Consider the following 15,879-nt stretch of genomic DNA (forward strand, 5'->3'; position numbering starts at 1 on the left):
CTCGATCGCCTCCGGCCCATCGGTCAGGATGTTGCCGTTGGCATCGAGGAACTCGCCGCCATAGTTCAGGAAGAAATTGGTCCAGAGCGTCATGTTGGCGTTGCGCAGGCCGCGCCCCACGAAGCCGAACGTCCCCTCCTTCGGATCGGTCAGCTTTTCGGCCGACATCACCATCTCATCGAGAGTCTTCGGTATTTCGATGCCCTTCTTCGCGAACAGCTCCTTGTTGTAGTAGAGGATGAAATAGTCGACCGACCAGGGCAGCGAGAGCATCCTGGCCTTGTCGTCCTTCGCGTATTGAAGTCCGGCGGCGGAAAAATCGCTCTCGACCAGGTCCGGTGCCGTCAGCTTCGGATCCTTCATGAAGCCCGTGAGGTCCGCAAGCCAACCGCCCTTCTCGAACTGCCGCTTCTGCACGTGATAGCTCAAATGGACGACGTCAAAGCTCGGCTTGCCCGAGGCCAGCTCGATGACGCATTTCTGGCGCTGCTGCTGCTCCGGGATCTGTTCGGATTCGACCTCGATACCGCTGAGCTCGGTAAATTCCTTGGCGTATTTCTGAAGATTGTCGCCGCGCGGCCCCTTGGCGAGGATCACCTCGAGCTTGGTGCCGGAATATTTCTTCCAGTCAACGTCCGCGGCCCAGGCCGGAAATCCGCTGAGCGCCATCGCTCCTGCGGCGGCGGAGCCCGCCAGCACGGCGCGACGGGACATGCGTTGCTCTCTCATGATCGTTTCTCTCCCAATTGGTTTTTGTTTTGTTCGGTTTTGTGTCGTTTCGGGCGTCCGAGACAGCCGGCATCGGCCTCTCGATCCCGTTGCCTCCATCCTCTCCGCTGTTTGCGAAAACCTCAAGGCTTCAGTATAGAGGCGCCCGTCGTCGCCCGGCTTTCCAGGTCGATATGGGCTTTTGCCGCATCCTTCAGCGCATAGGCATGGTTGATCGGCACATGCAGCTTGCCGTTGATGACGGCGGCGAACAGGGTGTCGGCGCCCTCCAAAAGCTCCCGCCGCGTGCCGATATAGTCGTTCAGCTTCGGCCGCGTTGCAAACAGCGAGCCGTGATTGTTGAGCTCGGCGATGGCAAAGGGCGGCACCGGCCCCGAGGCGTTGCCGAACGAGACGAACAAGCCACGCGGCTTCAGGCATGACAGCGAGCCGGGAAATGTCGATTTGCCGACGCCGTCATAGACGACGTCGCAGAGCTCGTTGCGGCTGATCTGTTTCACGCGCGCGACGAAATCCTCGTCATTGTAGTTGATGACGTGATCGCAGCCATTGGCGAGCGCGAGATCGGCTTTCGCCTGCGAGCCGACGGTGCCGATCACATGGGCGCCGAGCGCGCGCGCCCACTGGCACGCCAAGAGGCCGATGCCGCCGGCCGCGGCGTGGACCAGCACGCGATGATGCGGTTCGACCTTGAAGGTCTTGTGCAGGAGATACCAGACCGTCAGCCCCTTCAGCATGAGCACCGCGCCCTGCTCATAGGTGATGTGGTCGGGCAACTTGACCAGCTTCTCCCAGGGGATGTTGCGCTCGGACGCATAAGCGCCGAGGTTGTGGTAATAGGCGACGCGGTCGCCGGGGTGGAAATTCGTCACCCCGGGTCCCACCGCAATCACCTCACCCGAGGCCTCATTGCCGGCGATGAAGGGCAGCCCCGGCGCCTTGTAGAGCCCGGTACGATAGTAGACGTCGATGAAGTTCAGGCCAACGGCGTGCTGGCGGATGCGGATCTCGCCCGGCCCCGGCGCGGCCAGGTCCACTCCCTCATAGACCAGCGCTTCCGGTCCTCCCACCTTGTGCACGCGCACGGCCTTCGCCATCGTTTCTAGTCTCCCTCACCTGCCGTCAAAACGAAAGCCATCGACGCGGTGTTGTCAACTCGGCCAATGGCTGATGCCGCTGTTTTGGGCTGGCTGGCGGCGGAAATCCGGCTCCCGCGTCGCGCCGGGGTGGTGGCTGCGCGGAAGCAACGGCCTATTTCCGCGCCTTTCTGCGGTTCTGCTTCGCCAGCACGTTGAAGAACTCCACCGCGGCAGCGAACGCGATCGCGAAGTAGATATAGCCGCGCGGGATGTGGAATTTGAATCCGTCGGCGACCAGCGCGACGCCGATCAGCACCAGGAAGGCGAGCGCCAGCATCTTGGTGGTCGGATGATGGCTGATGAACTCGGCAACCGGTCCCGACGACAGATACATGATCAGGCAGGCGATCACGACCGCCGCGATCATGATCGGAAGGTCCTGCGCCATGCCGATCGCGGTGATGATGGAATCCAGCGAGAACACGACATCGATGATAATGATCTGCAGGATCACCCAGAGGAAGGCATGTTTGGCCGAACGGTCTTGAGCGTTGGCCTCGTCGGCCTCCACCTCGCGGTGAATTTCATGGGTCGCCTTGGCGATCAGGAACAGGCCGCCGGCGATCAGGATGAGATCGCGCCATGAGAACGCCCGATCCGCGACCGTCAGCACGTCCTGCGTCAGTCCGATCAGCCACACCAGCAGGGTGAGCAGCAGAATGCGGAAGGCGAGCGCGAGCACGAGGCCGATCTGCCGGGCGCGCGTCGCCTGCGGCTCCGGAATGCTCGACACGATCACGGAGATGAAGATGACGTTGTCGATCCCGAGAACGATTTCCAGCACGGTCAGCGTCAACAGTGCCGCCCAGGCCTCTGGGCTGCTGAATAAAGTCATCATGACTTGAACGATCTCAACAATCTGATCGCAGCATCGCTCATGACGATGTACAGCGCGATCGCGCAGAGACACATGGTGACGGGCGCCGCCACGTCGAAATCCCGCACCAGGACGTAGGCGGACAGGATCGCCCACAGCGCCATCAGCGCCAGCGTCAGCCATCGGAGCCGCCTCACCCGCACCGGATGGATGACATGGAAGGGAACGAAGGTCAGCACCACAAGGAGCGCAATGCCGAGCCCGCCGAGCAATGGCGGCGGCTGCAGCAGAAACAGGTAGAAGGCGGCGAAATTCCACAGGCCGGGAAAGCCGCGAAAATGATTGTCGGCGCTCTTCATCCGCCGGTCCGCGAAATAGAGCGCGCCCGTCACCGCGATCGCAAAGCCGAGCGCCGAGGCGATCAGTGGCGGCAGCAGGCCGCTCGCGGCAATGGCATAGGCCGGAACGAACACATAGGTCGTGAAGTCGACGACGAGATCGAGCACGTCGCCGGCCCAGTTCGGCTGCACCCGCGCGACATCGAACCGGCGCGCCATCGGTCCATCGACGCCGTCGATGACGAGCGCCACCCCGAGCCACCAGAACATCGCGGCCCAATGCTCGCGCACGGCCTCGAGCAGCGCGAGCAGCGCCACTCCGGCGCCAAGCGCGGTGAAGATGTGCACGGAGAACGCCGCCGCCCGAAGCGTCGGCGCCGTTGCCCCCGAATCCTGAACGGTGTCCTGTTTCATTGGCGGGTCGAGTGCTATCAGGATTCCCTTGCTTTTGCACCGAGGCGCTCGGCGGCACTAGGTCGCGCGCGGATCCGGGCTTGAAAAGGCCGGTCCGGAGGAACAAATGTGTCACCGATGAACGACGCGTCCATGACTTTTGACGTTGCGGTGGTCGGCGGCGGTCCGGCGGGGCTGGTGGCTGCCGTCGCATTGGCCGAGGCCGGCGCCAGGACCGCGCTGATCGCACGCCGTCAGGCTTATGGTGACAATCGCACGACGGCGCTGCTCGGCGGATCGGTCTCTTTCCTCGAGCAACTGGACGTCTGGCGCCGCTGCGTGGACAAGGCCGCCGCACTCGCGGCGATGCGGCTGGTGGACGACACCGGCCGCCTGATCCGCGCACCGGAGGTGCGGTTCACCGCCGATGAGATCGGGCTGGATGCGTTCGGCTACAACATCGAAAATCGCGACTTGATCGCAGCCCTGGAGGCCCGCGCCGCCGAGATTTCGGGCCTGAGGCGGTTCGACGATGAGGCCGAGGCGGTCCATCCCGGCGACGACGCCGTCGAGATCCGCACCGCTGGCGGGACCGAGATAACAGCGCAACTGGTGGTTGGCGCGGACGGCCGGCATTCGCTCTGCCGCGAGGCCGCGGGCATTGCTGTCAGCCGTCGCGATCTCAAGCAGGCGGCCCTGACGTTCAATATCAGCCATTCCCGGCCGCACAAAAACATCTCGACCGAGTTTCACACCTCGCAAGGCCCCTGCGTGTTCGTCCCCCTGCCCGGCGATCGTTGCAGCGTCGTATGGGTGACCTCGCCCGTCGAAGCCGAGCGGCTGAAAGGTCTTGGCGACGACGACTTGTCGGAGGCGGCCGAGACGCAGTCACATTCGATCTTCGGCCGCGTCCGCGTCGAGCCGGGCCGCTGTCTGTTTCCGCTCGCGATCGAGCGGCCAAGACAGTTCGCCGATAAGCGCATCGCACTCGTCGGCGAAGCCGCCCATGTCGTTCCGCCCATCGGCGCGCAGGGCCTCAATCTCGGGCTGCGCGACGCCGACGACATCGCCTCCATCGTGCGCGATGCGCTCGCAGCGGGCCAGGATGTAGGCGGACGCGAGGTGATGCGGCACTACGGGCTGGCGCGGCGCGCGGATGTGCTGAGCCGGACCATGGTGATCGATCTCGCCAACCGCTCGCTGCTGAGCGAACTTTTGCCCATGCAGTCGCTGCGCGCCGCCAGCTTGCATCTGATCGGCACGATCGGACCGCTCAGGCGCCTCGCCATGCGCGAGGGCCTCGCGCCATCGTGGCGGAATTGGCGGCGAACCGGCGCCTGACGAACGTCAGACGACTTGAGTTCTGTCGAGCCGACGGCCGGCACCTACCAGGACACGGGATCGAACAGGGGCAGCGCTAGCGTCACCGTCGCGAGCATGGTCGCAACAGGAAGGGCGGGTTGTTGAGCGCGGCAAGTGCGTCCGGGACATGATGCCGAATCGCAACGCAGGCAACGAAACGGAAAGCAGGAAGAAGCTCACCAGGGTAACCCGGTCTGCGGCAGCCCTCTCGCCTTACCGGAGGCGAAGCCTCTGAAAATGGCACCAAAATAGGGGAGCGCGAGATCGAGGACGTCGACCATGAGGGGGCTTTGACGGGCCGGCGGATGGCGGCGCCACTGTCACACAAAGGTTAAATCGCGCCCCAGCCCCTAGCATCCGCCGTCGGCATGGTCTATCGACGAAGGATGATCAAGGCGCGTACCGCAAAATTTCAGATCGGCCAGATTGTCCGTCACCGGATCTTCTCGTTCCGTGGCGTGATTTTCGACATCGATCCGGAGTTCAACAACACCGAAGAGTGGTGGCTTTCGATCCCCGAGAACGTGCGTCCGCATAAGGATCAGCCGTTCTATCACCTGCTCGCGGAAAACTCCGAGGCGGAGTACGTCGCTTATGTCTCCGAGCAGAACCTGTTGCCCGACGAGACCGGAGAACCGGTCCGGCATTCGCAGGTCGCCGAGATTTTCGTGCGCGACAAGTCCGGCGGCTACCGGCCGCGCAATCCGTCGCTGAACTGAGCCGCGCCAAGCGACTGGACGCGGGCGCATGACCCGCGCATTTGTCCCGGTCAGCCGCGCCCCTTGGCAAGGGCCATCGCGCGCCAAGGCACGCGCAAGCAAAGAAAAAGGCGCTCGGCTCGGAGCGCCTTTTCTCATTTCATTGCGATGACCGGCTATCTGGCCGGCGCGCTCGCTTGCCCCTGCTGCTCCAGCTTCTTGCGCGCCTCGTCGGCCCGTTTCTGCAGCTCCTCCTGCAGCTTCTGCTGTGTCTTCTCGAACTCCTTCGGATCGGTCGGCGGGCCATCATAGGCCTTGGCGAAGCTGCTGCCGGATTCCTGCAGCGGCAGCGGCAGCGTCAGCGCCGCACCGTTGGAGTTGATGGCCTGCACGACCAGGTTCTGCCCCTTCTTCATGTTGGCCAGAAGTTCCGGCGACACGTCATAGTCGGACATGCAACCATTTTGGAAGCAGATGACGTAGGGGCTTTGCAGCGGGGGATTGTTGTCGACGATCACCCGCGTGCCGTGAACGAGCTGCATGCCGAGCGGCAGTGTCACGCGCAAAATCTTTTTCGGCTCGCCCTCGGGCTCGATCACGACGGCCGCGATCACGGGCTGGCCGGACTCGATGCGGCCGTCCTTGCCGGTGAAGCACACCTGCTTGGCGTTGGCGTCCTGTCCCTTCAGGCAGAATTTTGTCCAGGGCGCGTAGATCAGCTGAACCGGCGGGTCCTGTTGCTGCTGGCCGCCGGGGGCTGCCGGGGCCTGCTGCGCCTGCTCGGCGGAGGGTTGCCCGGCCGGCGCAGGAGCGCCAGCTCTGGGTGCGGCTTTCGGCGCCGCGGCCGGCGCCTTCGGCGCTGCCGGGGCTTTGGGGGGTGCCGTCTGGGCCTGGGCGTCCAGCGCAAAGGGAACAGCCAGCGTGGTCGCCGCCAACAAGGCGACAAGCCGCCCACGCGGCCCAACCGATGCGGCCAAGTTACGGAAATTCATTGCGGAAAACCCTTTCTGAACGGGAGCGCCCGAAATCGCCGGAGGCGCGACACCTCGCCGTTTCGCGCGGCTGTCTCCTAGTCAATTGAGGCGGATACGTGACAGGCGCAAGCGCCCTGCTCGATCGCCCGCTTTCATACCGTGGCGTACGGAAAGATCAATGCCGACAAGAGTCTTTGACGGACAGCGTTGCCGCGCTGCCGCTATGGTAAAAGTCCCCGGTGTTCCCAACCGAATCAAATCCGCGCGTGATCGCGTCAGCTTTTGGTCGTATCGCCGTTCAAATGACGGCCGCGGTTGTGCTGGCCTTCTCGCTCGCGCCCGGTGCGGTGGCCGGCGACGCCGCGGCCCCGGAGAGTTACGGCCTTTCCATGCATGGCGCGCCCGCCTTGCCAGCGGACTTCACCCACATGCCCTACGCCAACCCGGATGCGCCCAAGGGCGGCCGGCTGACCTGGGGGGTCCTTGGAACCTTCGACAGCCTCAACCCCTTCATTGTCAGGGGCCTGGCTGCTCCACAGATCCGAACCTACGTGGTTGAAAGCCTGCTCACGCGCGGCAATGATGAGCCCTTCACCCTCTATGGCCTTTTGGCCAAGACAGTCGAAACCGACGATGTCAGAAGCTACGTCACCTTTCGTCTCAATCCGGCGGCGCACTTCTCGGACGGTGAGCCGGTCCGGGCGGACGACGTCGTGTTTTCCTTTGCCTTGCTGAGGGATCACGGCCGACCCCTTTACCGGCAGTATTATTCAAAGGTGACAAAGGCCGAGGTATTGGATCCGCTGACCGTCCGGTTCGATCTCCCGGCCGCTAATGACCGCGAGCTGCCCCTGATCCTCGGACTGATGCCGATCCTGCCGCGTCACGCCATCGACGTGGCGCGTTTCGAGGACACCACGCTGGCCCCGCCCATGGGTTCCGGCCCCTATCGTGTCGGCGCGGTCAAGCCCGGCGCGAGTGTGACTTTGACGCGCGATCCCAACTACTGGGGCCGCGACCTGCCGATCAACCGCGGGCTTTGGAATTTCGATGAGATCAGGCTCGATTTCTATCGGGAATCCAACGGCCAGTTCGAAGCCTTTAAACGTGGACTTTATGACTTTCGCGTCGAGACAGAGCCGCTGCGCTGGCATGATGGCTACGGCTTTCCGGCCGCGCGCGATGGCGAGGTGGTGCGCGACACCATCAAGCCGGGCGTGCCAGAGCCCTCCGAATACCTGGTGTTCAACACCCGCCGCCCCGTCTTCGCCGACATCAGGGTGCGGCAGGCGCTGACCCTGCTGTTCGATTTCGAGTGGATCAACCGCAACTACTTCTTCGGCCTCTACGGCCGCTCGGCCGGCTATTTCGCCGGTTCCGAACTCTCAGCCTATACGCGTCCCGCCGACGCCAAAGAGCGGGAGTTGCTCAAACCGTTCGCCACGCGCATTCCGCCCGACATTCTCGACGGCAGCTACCGCCTTCCGGTCACCGACGGATCGGGCCGCGATCGCGCAACCCTGCGCCAGGCGCTGTCGCTGCTCGCTGAGGCCGGCTATGAACTCGACGGTTCTCTGCTGCGGCAACGCAGCAGCGGCGCGCTCCTCACATTCGAGATCCTCACCACCACCCGCGACCAGGAGCGGATCGCGCTCGCCTACGCCCGCGACCTGAAGCGCGCCGGGATCGAGATTTCGGTCCGATCGGTCGACCCAGTGCAGTTCGACCAGCGCCGGCTCGCCTACGAGTTCGACATGATCCAGAACCGCTGGGACCAGTCGCTCTCGCCGGGCAACGAGCAGGCCTTCTATTTCGGCAGCGAGGCGGCCGACATGGCGGGCACCCGCAACTACATGGGCGCCAAGGACGCCGCCATCGACGCCATGATCGCCGCGCTGCTCGCCGCCCGCGACCGCCAAAACTTCGTCGCGGCGGTCCGCGCCCTCGACCGTGTCCTGATGGCGGGTTTCTATGCCATCCCCGTCTTTAGCGCCGGCGAGCAATGGATCGCGCGGTGGAATCGGATAGAAACGCCAAAAGCCACCTCGCTCGCCGGATACCTTCCGGAGACCTGGTGGCAGCGAGTAGACTCGCAAGCGAAACAGCCCTGACCAAGCGCAGCCGCGGTAGAGTGACCTGACGTGAACCAGACCAGCGCATCGCCCACTCTCGATACTCTGTTCCAGCGGATCCTGTCGCGCCGCCCGGAGGCGATCGCGCTGGTCGATCCGCTCAACAAGCCGCGCGTTACGGGGCAGCGGCCGAAGCGCCTGACCTATGCCCAGGCCGACCGCGCCATCGCGGCGCTGGCGGCCCATTTCGTCGAGGCGGGACTGCCGGCGCATTCGGTCATTGCGATGCAGCTGCCGAATACGGTCGAGTTCGTGCTGACCCTGCTGGCGGCGCATCGCGCCGGTCTCGTGGTGGCGCTGATCCCGCAATTGTGGCGGCAGGCCGAGATCGTCGCGGCCCTCAACCGCACCAGCGCGCGCGCGATCGTCACCATGGACCGGATCGACGGCGTCCTGCATTCCGATGTCGCGATGAACGCCGCGGCAGAGGTGTTTTCCATCCGCCATGTCGCCGGATTCGGCCATGCGCTTCCGGAAGGAATGGCCTCGCTCGACGACGCGCTTGCGCGCGACATAAAACCCTCGCGCACCGCGATCCAGGACGGGCGCAAGGCCGCGATCATTTCCTTCGATGTCACGTCGGACGGCTTTCGCGCCGTGCCCCGCCCCCATCTCAGCCTGATCGCAGGCGGCCTTGCGGTCTCGCTCGAAGCCAATGTGGCGCAGGGCGCAAGCCCCATCTCGGCGTTTGCGCCATCGTCATTCGCGGGTCTCGTCTCCTCGCTCGCGGTCTGGCTTTTGACCGGCGGCACGCTATCGCTGCATCATCCGTTCGACTTTGACACGCTCGAGGAGCAGATCGTCGACCAGCGTTGCGACACGCTGATCGTGCCGGCCCAGCTCGCCCTGCGACTGGACGAAGCTGGCCTTGCGGCGCGACTGCCGAGCCTGCGCAATGTCATCGGCCTCTGGCGCACGCCGGAGCAGGTCACCTCCAGCCCGCGCTGGACGGCGCATGGCGTCTCGATGACCGACGTCTATCTGTTCGGCGAGGCCGGGCTGTTCGGCGCGCGCCGCACGGCCGAAGACGGCATGCCTGCGCCGGTCAAGCCGGGACTGCATGGCGCGCCGCGCCAAGCCGCGGGATCGTCGATCTCTGGCGAAATCCTGCTGACGCCTAAGGGAACGCTGGGACTGCGCGGCCCGATGGTCGCAGCGTCAGCCTATGCGCCGCCGCAGCCGCCGGGGGATTCATTGATCCCGCAGCCGCCGCGCGACTATGTCGACACCGAATATGCCGCGCGGCTCGACCGCGCAACCGGCGCCATTGCGATCACGGCGCCACCCGCCGGCGTCATGGCGGTCGGCGGCTATCGTTTCCTCGCGCAGGACCTGCAGGAATGGTCGAGGCGGCTCGGACCCGGCACGCTGCTGACCGCCCTGCCCGATCGCCTCAGCGGCCACCGCCTCGCCGGACGCGCGCTCGACAACGCGCGCGCGCGCGAAGCGCTCACGGAACTCGGGCTGAACCCGCTGATGGCGGAAGCTTTTCGCGACCGCACGAGCCCGGCGTGAGACGATAGCGAGCGTTGACGCCGCATTAAGGCTGACAAATTACCATTGCGCGTCCTCGTCCGCGTCGCTCCAGGTTTGTCAAAATGTCCCAGCAAGGCCCGATCCTGGTCATATCGCATGCGCCGCAGCGATCCCTGGTCGGCCTGCTGGACGAGGCAAAACTGTTTCCGCTGATCGAGACCGATTGGGCCGAGGCCGCGCGCGCGGTGAACCAGGTCGAGCCCTCGGCAGTCCTGGTCGCGATGTCCCAATCGGGCGATGCGGACCTGACGCCGCTTGCCGCGCGGATCGCTGCCCGAAAACTCTACACGCCGCTGATCGCCGTCGAACCCGCGGGGCCGCTCGCGCCGAATGCCATCCCCTTCATCCAGGGGCGCGGCTCGCTCGATCGGCTGCTGCCGCGCCTCCGCGCTGCGCTGCGGGTCCGCGCGCTGCACGCGACCGTGCTGCGCCGCCTCGCGGATGAAGCGACAGCCGCGCGCCTGCCGCAAGAGGATCCGCTCTGCGAGGCGACCGTGCTGCTGATGGGACGCGGCGGGTCGTACCCCGCGCTGTCCGTCGCGCTCGGCGAGCGCATGAGCATTGCCGGCGCGCTCGGCATGGAAGCCGCGGGCAAGCAGCTCAACAGCCGCGACATCGACGGCATCGTGCTCAGCGAGGGATTTACCTCCCGTGTGGTCGACGCCTTCCTCACCGTGCTGTCGGAGGACGCGCGCTTCCGCAACCTGCCGGTGATCTTGACCACGGGTGAGCTCGCGCCGCGCTACAAGCTGCCTAATCTCGAGATCCTGATGGGCGAGCCGGGCCAGATTGCAATCAACGCCGCGCCGCTGATCCGCCAGCACGCGCTGGAGGCGCGCCTCAGCCGCACGCTGCGCGCCATCGACGCCGGCGGGCGCATCGATCCGCAGACGGGCCTCCTGACGCCGGCCGCCTTCGACCGCGAGTTCGCAACGGCGGTGCGCCAAACGCTCGCGGCGGGCGGCGGACTGTCGGCCGCCCGTCTTGCCTTTGAAGGCGCCCATGCCCGCGCTCAGCTCGATGGCGCGCGGATCATCAGCCACATGATGCGCCAGATGGACTTTGGCACGATGCGGCCGGACCAGTCCGTCGTCGTCGTGTTCGCCGAGACCGATTTGCGCGCGGCGCACACGATTGCGCGGCGGCTCTCCAGCGTGATCCGCCAGACCTCGCATGGCGCCGGCCATGCGCGCTTCGAGCCGGTGCTGTCGGTCGCGACGCTGCAGCCCTCCGATACGGCATCGTCACTGCTCGCACGGCTCGATCGCGGCCCGCGCCGGGCGGTGTCGTGAGGCGCGGGCTCGCTCGCAACCAGTGGCTGGCTTGATCGCCGCCCCCACCCGGCAGCGAAGCCTCACGGTTGCCATCAGTTACATCACACCGCGAGACATGATCCACGGATAAGTCGTGCCGTCTCTCAGCCTGTCGATGGCTCGGTGAACGGCGATGTAGTCGATCTCACCGCGCGTCACGCCGATGTCCATCAGTTCCCTGTCACTCAGGTCGTACAAGGTGGCTCGTAAGCTCTCGCGCCGGCGCTGTTCCTGAAACGCACGCCAAAATCGCTTGAGCAGGCTCAAGAGGCTCCGCGCCAATGCGGCTGTTCGTCCAGCAGCATCCTTGTCCGAGAGAGTGTCGTCCGGTGCTGCAATGGATGCATTGGGGCGCGCGGCTGCCAAACTGTCGTCCATGGCCTCTTTCACCAATGCGGTGGAGAGGCCGAGCACTGCGACATCGCCCGAGGTCTCGGATATGAGGTTCGTCTGTTGGATTGGCATCGGATGCTCCTGCTGTCGCGCCGACAAGGAGCGTGGCCAAACAAAAGGCCCCGTCCGATGCCGGCGGGGCCTGGTGAAAAGATGGCGTCGTCGAATTCCTAGCGCGCGACTCCTTCCACGGCCCAGCCAAAGCGGGTCATGTGTTTGCGATTGACGATGCGCACTGATCTCTTCATCAGGCTTCAATATCACGGCAATCGTGCAAACTCAAGGGGCGTACGGATGCTGGTTGCATCGTGGAAGCGAGAACCTCGGCCCCTCCAACTCTGTGCAGTTTAACCGACAGACGATGCCTGACGCCGGCTGTGCCCCCTTGCAGACGCCACCACCACCAACGGCAATCATCAAAATCACAACCGACTGACTGATGACACAGGCAGCCGGGAATGGGTTAAGTTCACGACCAAGGCAGAACGCGCCGCCGGTGAAGGGGAGCGAACGATGCGAATGGCTGTCATCTCGGATATCCATGGAAACCTTCCCGCCCTCGAGGCCGTGCTCGCCGACATCAACAGCCGTGGCGTCGATTTCACCGTCAATCTGGGTGATTGCGTCACCAGCCCTTTGTGGCCGAAAGAGACCTTTGAGGCGCTTCAATCGCTCGCACTCCCGACTGTACGCGGAAACCATGATCGGTCGATCGATGATGCTCCTGACGACAAACTTTCATCGGCAGCCGGATTCGCGCGCAATGCGTTGACTTCCGAACAGCGGTGGGCGCTGCAGAACCTGCCTGCGCGCATCAACCTGCCAGATGGAATTTTGGCCTGCCACGGCACGCCCGATGACGACAGCACGTTCTTGCTGGAGGAGTTGCTCGATGACGGACGCTTCGTCCCGGCGCGCCGCGACATTCTGAAGACACGTTTGAAAGGTGCGACCACGGCGCGCGTCGTATTGTGCGGTCACAGCCACCGACAAGCTGTCGTTCATGGACCGGGGGAATGCTTGATCTTGAACCCCGGCAGCGTCGGATGCCCGGTGTTTGCGGACATTCCCTCTGCAGCGAACCTCGAATACCGCTCGCCACACGCCCGCTATGCCATCCTCACGAAGAGCAACGGAAGTTGGCTGGTCGAGTTTCTCGCGCTGAACTACGACTGGGCTTCCGCGTCCGCGCGCGCCCTCGCCAACGGACGGCCCGAGTGGGCGATGGCCCTGTCGCTGGGACACGTCGACTAAAGCTGGCCTGGACGCGCGGCAGCGGCCGAAGCGGGCGCCGGTGGCTGACCGACCGTTCGTGCTCCCGCCTGTGGGAGGGAGCACCCGATGCCCCGGCACTTCAGCGAAGAAACCCGGCAACTTCTTGACCGCGCCCAGCACGCCATCAACAATGCGATCGAAATGCGCGCGGCCCGCCTGCGCTCACTTGAAGAGAATAGACGAAGGTTCTGGAACCTGGAGCGTCTCTCTCTGATGCTGTGAACGTAGCTCTTGGTCGGCACGCATCACGGCGGCGACCGGTTTCGGCGAGGGATCGATAAGCGATGTTGAGTTCGCAGGCCTTTCTCCTGTTCCTGGCGGCGGCGCTGCTTGTCGCGATCACGCCGGGACCCGGCATCTTCTATATCGTGGCGAGGACGCTGGCCGGCGGCAGAACGGAAGGATTGGCATCGAGCGTCGGCCTCGGCCTCGGCGGCCTCGTGCACGTCCTGGGCGGTGCTCTCGGCGTATCCGCGCTCATCATGGCAAGCGCCGAGGCCTTCACCGTGCTGAAGATCGCGGGAGCGGCGTATCTGATCTGGCTCGGTGTCAAGACGTGGCGCGAAGCACACATCGTGGCGCCGGCCGAGGTGCCGACGACCGGCGCGCGCCGCGCCTTGCGCGAGGGCATCGTCGTCGAGGCGCTCAATCCGAAGACGGCCGGGTTCTTCCTCGCCTTCATTCCGCAATTCATCGACCCCACAGCTGGTGTCGCCGCCCAGTTCGTCGTGCTCGGGCTGATCTCCGTGACCCTCAACACTGGTGTCGATCTGATCGTGACGCATTGGGCCACCAGGGCGCGCGCCGGGCTTGCCAAGCGGCCGACGTTCATCGCGAGGACGAGACAGGCCTCGGGCGCCGTGATGTGCGGATTGGGCGCCACGCTGCTCGTTGCACGTCGTGCGAGTTGACGTCGGAGAAAGCTGGCGGCACGCAGGCACGGCGCGATAGTCGCCTGGTGCCGCGGTCCGCGCGTTCGACGGGGACATGCCCTTGCGAAGGCGGCAGGCCTTCTCTGCATCGGATCGCCCCAGGACAGATCAACCGATTTGCCCGACGGGTCGCGTCGGCAACATCCTGTCAAGCCGCCCAGACGAAAATATTTCTGTTTTACAGAACATAGAATCAGGGGTATTGTCCACGCGTCCCGCCTCGAGATGAGGGGCGTATCGCGATCGTCACGACACGCGAGGTGGGATGCGGTGGACGCTTTGGCGACGCGCGCGATTTTTCGCGCGGACGAACGGCGCTGATGCGGACGGCGAAGTCGCGTGGTCCTGACCTCCCGACGCTGAGGCCAAGCGCGCAGAACGATCTGCGCGCGACAGGAGCAAGAAAGCCCGGTTCCTGGGGAGAGCGCGAAGGAAACCGTTAAAACCGCCGCGCAGGGAATGCCGGATGATCCGGCTTAACCTGTGGTAACTGCCGCCTGCGTTTTTTCTTGCAGGCGGGCCATGGGTGAGGCCGTCACCCGGCATTCCCTGCGCCCTCATTTTTTCGAGGGGCTCGCATGCAGCACAACTCGGGCGCATCGCGCCGCGAGAATGTGGAATCGTGTTTAGACAAAGTGTGGGCAAAAACCTCGGTCGTCATCACCCGCGCAAGCGGGTGATCCAGTACGCCGCGGCCTTTCGGTTCAATCACAGGCGCCTCGGGTTACTGGATCGCCCGGTCAAGCCGGGCGATGACCTCGGAGTGGTAGGCTGTTTGAAATCCGATCAGAGAATGGAAGTCGTCATTGCGAGGCGCAAGGCGCCGAAGCAATCCAGAGTTCCCGCGGTGAGATACTGGATTGGTTCGCGAAGCCTGTCATCGGGCCGCGCTTCGCGCGGACCCGTTGGCTCGCAATGACGAGGATGCGCCGAGATTGCGCTACGCCGCCTTCTTGTTCTCCGCGAGATTGGCGAGCTGCCGCAAGATGTCGGTGGTGCCGGCGAGGCGTTCCTCCGGCGTTTCCCAATCCTGGAAGAACACGACCTTCATGTCGGGGCGCACTTTTGCGGCCTGCCCGTGCTTGCGGATGAACAGGACGAGCCGGTCGGGATGCGCGAACTTGTTGTCGCGGAAAGTGATGACGGCGCCCTTGGGCCCGGCATCGACTTTTTCGACATTGGCCCTGCGGCAATAGGCTTTGATGGTCGCGACCTTGAACAGATAGCGCACCTCGTCCGGCAGCTTGCCAAAACGGTCGCGCAGCTCGGCGGCAAAATTCTCGATCTCCTCCTCGGTGTCGAGGTCGGCGAGCCGGCGATACAGCGAGAGCCGCACCGGCAGGTCGGAGACATAGTCCTCGGGGATCAGCACCGGCATGCCGATGGTGATCTGCGGCGACCAGCGGTCGGCGGCGGGTTCGGCGATGCCGGCCTTGAGGTTTGTGATCGCCTCCTCCAGCATCGACTGGTAGAGCTCGAAGCCGACCTCCTTGATGTGGCCGGACTGCTCTTCGCCAAGCAAGTTGCCGGCGCCGCGGATGTCGAGATCGTGCGAGGCGAGCTGAAAGCCGGCGCCGAGATTTTCCAGCGACTGCAGCACGGTGAGCCTGCGCTCGGCCTGCGCGGTGATCTTCTGCTGCGCCGGCAGCGTGAACAAGGCGTACGCGCGCAGCTTGCTGCGCCCGACGCGGCCGCGCAGCTGATAGAGCTGCGCGAGGCCGAACATGTCGGCGCGATGCACGATCAGCGTGTTGGCATTGGGAATGTCGAGGCCGGACTCCACGATCGTGGTCGACAAGAGGATGTCGTATTTGCCGTCGTAGAACGCGGACATGATGTCCTCGATCA

Annotated in this window: 15 protein-coding genes and 1 pseudogene; 8 read left to right on the top strand and 8 right to left on the bottom strand. The window is 64.6% G+C overall.

Annotated features, from left to right (window positions below; genetic code table 11):
• The 4 genes from JOZ76_RS22745 to pcsA form a co-directional block, all read right to left on the bottom strand.
• Positions 1–714 (bottom strand): ABC transporter substrate-binding protein (locus JOZ76_RS22745; protein ID WP_441300076.1); only part of this gene is annotated, 714 nt, incomplete at its 3' end.
• Between the two features lie 137 nt (positions 715–851).
• Complete coding sequence (locus JOZ76_RS22750) at positions 852–1,826, bottom strand: quinone oxidoreductase family protein (RefSeq protein WP_291702098.1); 975 nt, start codon at positions 1,824–1,826, stop codon at positions 852–854.
• Positions 1,827–1,980: 154 nt separating this feature from the next.
• Positions 1,981–2,706, bottom strand: coding sequence for a TerC family protein (locus JOZ76_RS22755; protein WP_291702100.1), 726 nt, complete (start codon positions 2,704–2,706; stop codon positions 1,981–1,983).
• Positions 2,703–3,437 carry a phosphatidylcholine synthase gene (gene pcsA, locus JOZ76_RS22760; protein WP_291702102.1) on the bottom strand — a complete coding sequence of 245 codons (735 nt, stop codon included), beginning with the start codon at positions 3,435–3,437 and terminating at the stop codon, positions 2,703–2,705. Before pcsA ends, JOZ76_RS22755 begins: the two co-directional genes overlap by 4 nt.
• Before the next feature lie 117 nt (positions 3,438–3,554).
• Here pcsA and JOZ76_RS22765 point away from each other — a divergent pair, with 117 nt between their 5' ends.
• Positions 3,555–4,757, top strand: coding sequence for a UbiH/UbiF family hydroxylase (locus JOZ76_RS22765; RefSeq protein WP_291702104.1), 1,203 nt, complete (start codon positions 3,555–3,557; stop codon positions 4,755–4,757).
• Between the two features lie 80 nt (positions 4,758–4,837).
• Here the strand turns inward: JOZ76_RS22765 and JOZ76_RS22770 are convergent.
• Positions 4,838–5,059 (bottom strand): annotated as a pseudogene (locus tag JOZ76_RS22770) (AEC family transporter); the annotation flags it as partial.
• A gap of 105 nt (positions 5,060–5,164) precedes the next feature.
• On the opposite strand from JOZ76_RS22770, the gene hspQ reads away from it, so the two are divergent.
• Positions 5,165–5,497, top strand: a complete 333-nt coding sequence (gene hspQ, locus JOZ76_RS22775) for a heat shock protein HspQ (protein WP_291702106.1) — start codon at positions 5,165–5,167, stop codon at positions 5,495–5,497.
• A 155-nt stretch (positions 5,498–5,652) separates the two neighbouring features.
• Here the strand turns inward: hspQ and JOZ76_RS22780 are convergent, their stop codons facing one another.
• On the bottom strand, positions 5,653–6,468 hold the full coding sequence (locus tag JOZ76_RS22780; RefSeq protein ID WP_291702108.1) for an invasion associated locus B family protein: 816 nt from the start codon (positions 6,466–6,468) through the stop codon (positions 5,653–5,655).
• Positions 6,469–6,752: 284 nt separating this feature from the next.
• Here JOZ76_RS22780 and JOZ76_RS22785 point away from each other — a divergent pair, with 284 nt between their 5' ends.
• From JOZ76_RS22785 to JOZ76_RS22795, 3 genes are all read left to right on the top strand, one after another.
• Positions 6,753–8,561 (top strand): extracellular solute-binding protein, encoded by a 1,809-nt coding sequence (locus JOZ76_RS22785; RefSeq protein WP_291702110.1) that lies wholly within the window; start codon positions 6,753–6,755, stop codon positions 8,559–8,561.
• A 30-nt stretch (positions 8,562–8,591) separates the two neighbouring features.
• Positions 8,592–10,097 (top strand): class I adenylate-forming enzyme family protein, encoded by a 1,506-nt coding sequence (locus JOZ76_RS22790; protein ID WP_291702112.1) that lies wholly within the window; start codon positions 8,592–8,594, stop codon positions 10,095–10,097.
• A gap of 83 nt (positions 10,098–10,180) precedes the next feature.
• Complete coding sequence (locus JOZ76_RS22795) at positions 10,181–11,410, top strand: GGDEF domain-containing protein (RefSeq protein ID WP_291702115.1); 1,230 nt, start codon at positions 10,181–10,183, stop codon at positions 11,408–11,410.
• Between the two features lie 78 nt (positions 11,411–11,488).
• On the opposite strand, the gene JOZ76_RS22800 is transcribed toward JOZ76_RS22795, so the two are convergent.
• Positions 11,489–11,896, bottom strand: coding sequence for a DUF1127 domain-containing protein (locus tag JOZ76_RS22800; protein ID WP_291702119.1), 408 nt, complete (start codon positions 11,894–11,896; stop codon positions 11,489–11,491).
• A 441-nt stretch (positions 11,897–12,337) separates the two neighbouring features.
• Between JOZ76_RS22800 and JOZ76_RS22805 the strand changes: the two genes are divergently transcribed.
• From JOZ76_RS22805 to JOZ76_RS22815, 3 genes are all read left to right on the top strand, one after another.
• Complete coding sequence (locus JOZ76_RS22805) at positions 12,338–13,078, top strand: metallophosphoesterase family protein (RefSeq protein ID WP_366938613.1); 741 nt, start codon at positions 12,338–12,340, stop codon at positions 13,076–13,078.
• 87 nt (positions 13,079–13,165) lie between these two features.
• The gene (locus JOZ76_RS22810) at positions 13,166–13,321 is read left to right on the top strand and encodes a hypothetical protein (protein WP_291702126.1); all 156 of its coding nucleotides are present in this window, start codon (positions 13,166–13,168) and stop codon (positions 13,319–13,321) included.
• Positions 13,322–13,383: 62 nt separating this feature from the next.
• Positions 13,384–14,010 (top strand): LysE family translocator, encoded by a 627-nt coding sequence (locus JOZ76_RS22815; protein WP_291702130.1) that lies wholly within the window; start codon positions 13,384–13,386, stop codon positions 14,008–14,010.
• A 961-nt stretch (positions 14,011–14,971) separates the two neighbouring features.
• Here JOZ76_RS22815 and JOZ76_RS22820 read toward each other — a convergent pair.
• Positions 14,972–15,879, bottom strand: a 908-nt coding sequence (locus JOZ76_RS22820; protein ID WP_291702132.1) for a TRCF domain-containing protein, incomplete at its 5' end; no start/stop codon positions are given.

It is taken from the genome of Bradyrhizobium sp. (assembly GCF_019244115.1).
GTDB lineage: Bacteria > Pseudomonadota > Alphaproteobacteria > Rhizobiales > Xanthobacteraceae > Bradyrhizobium.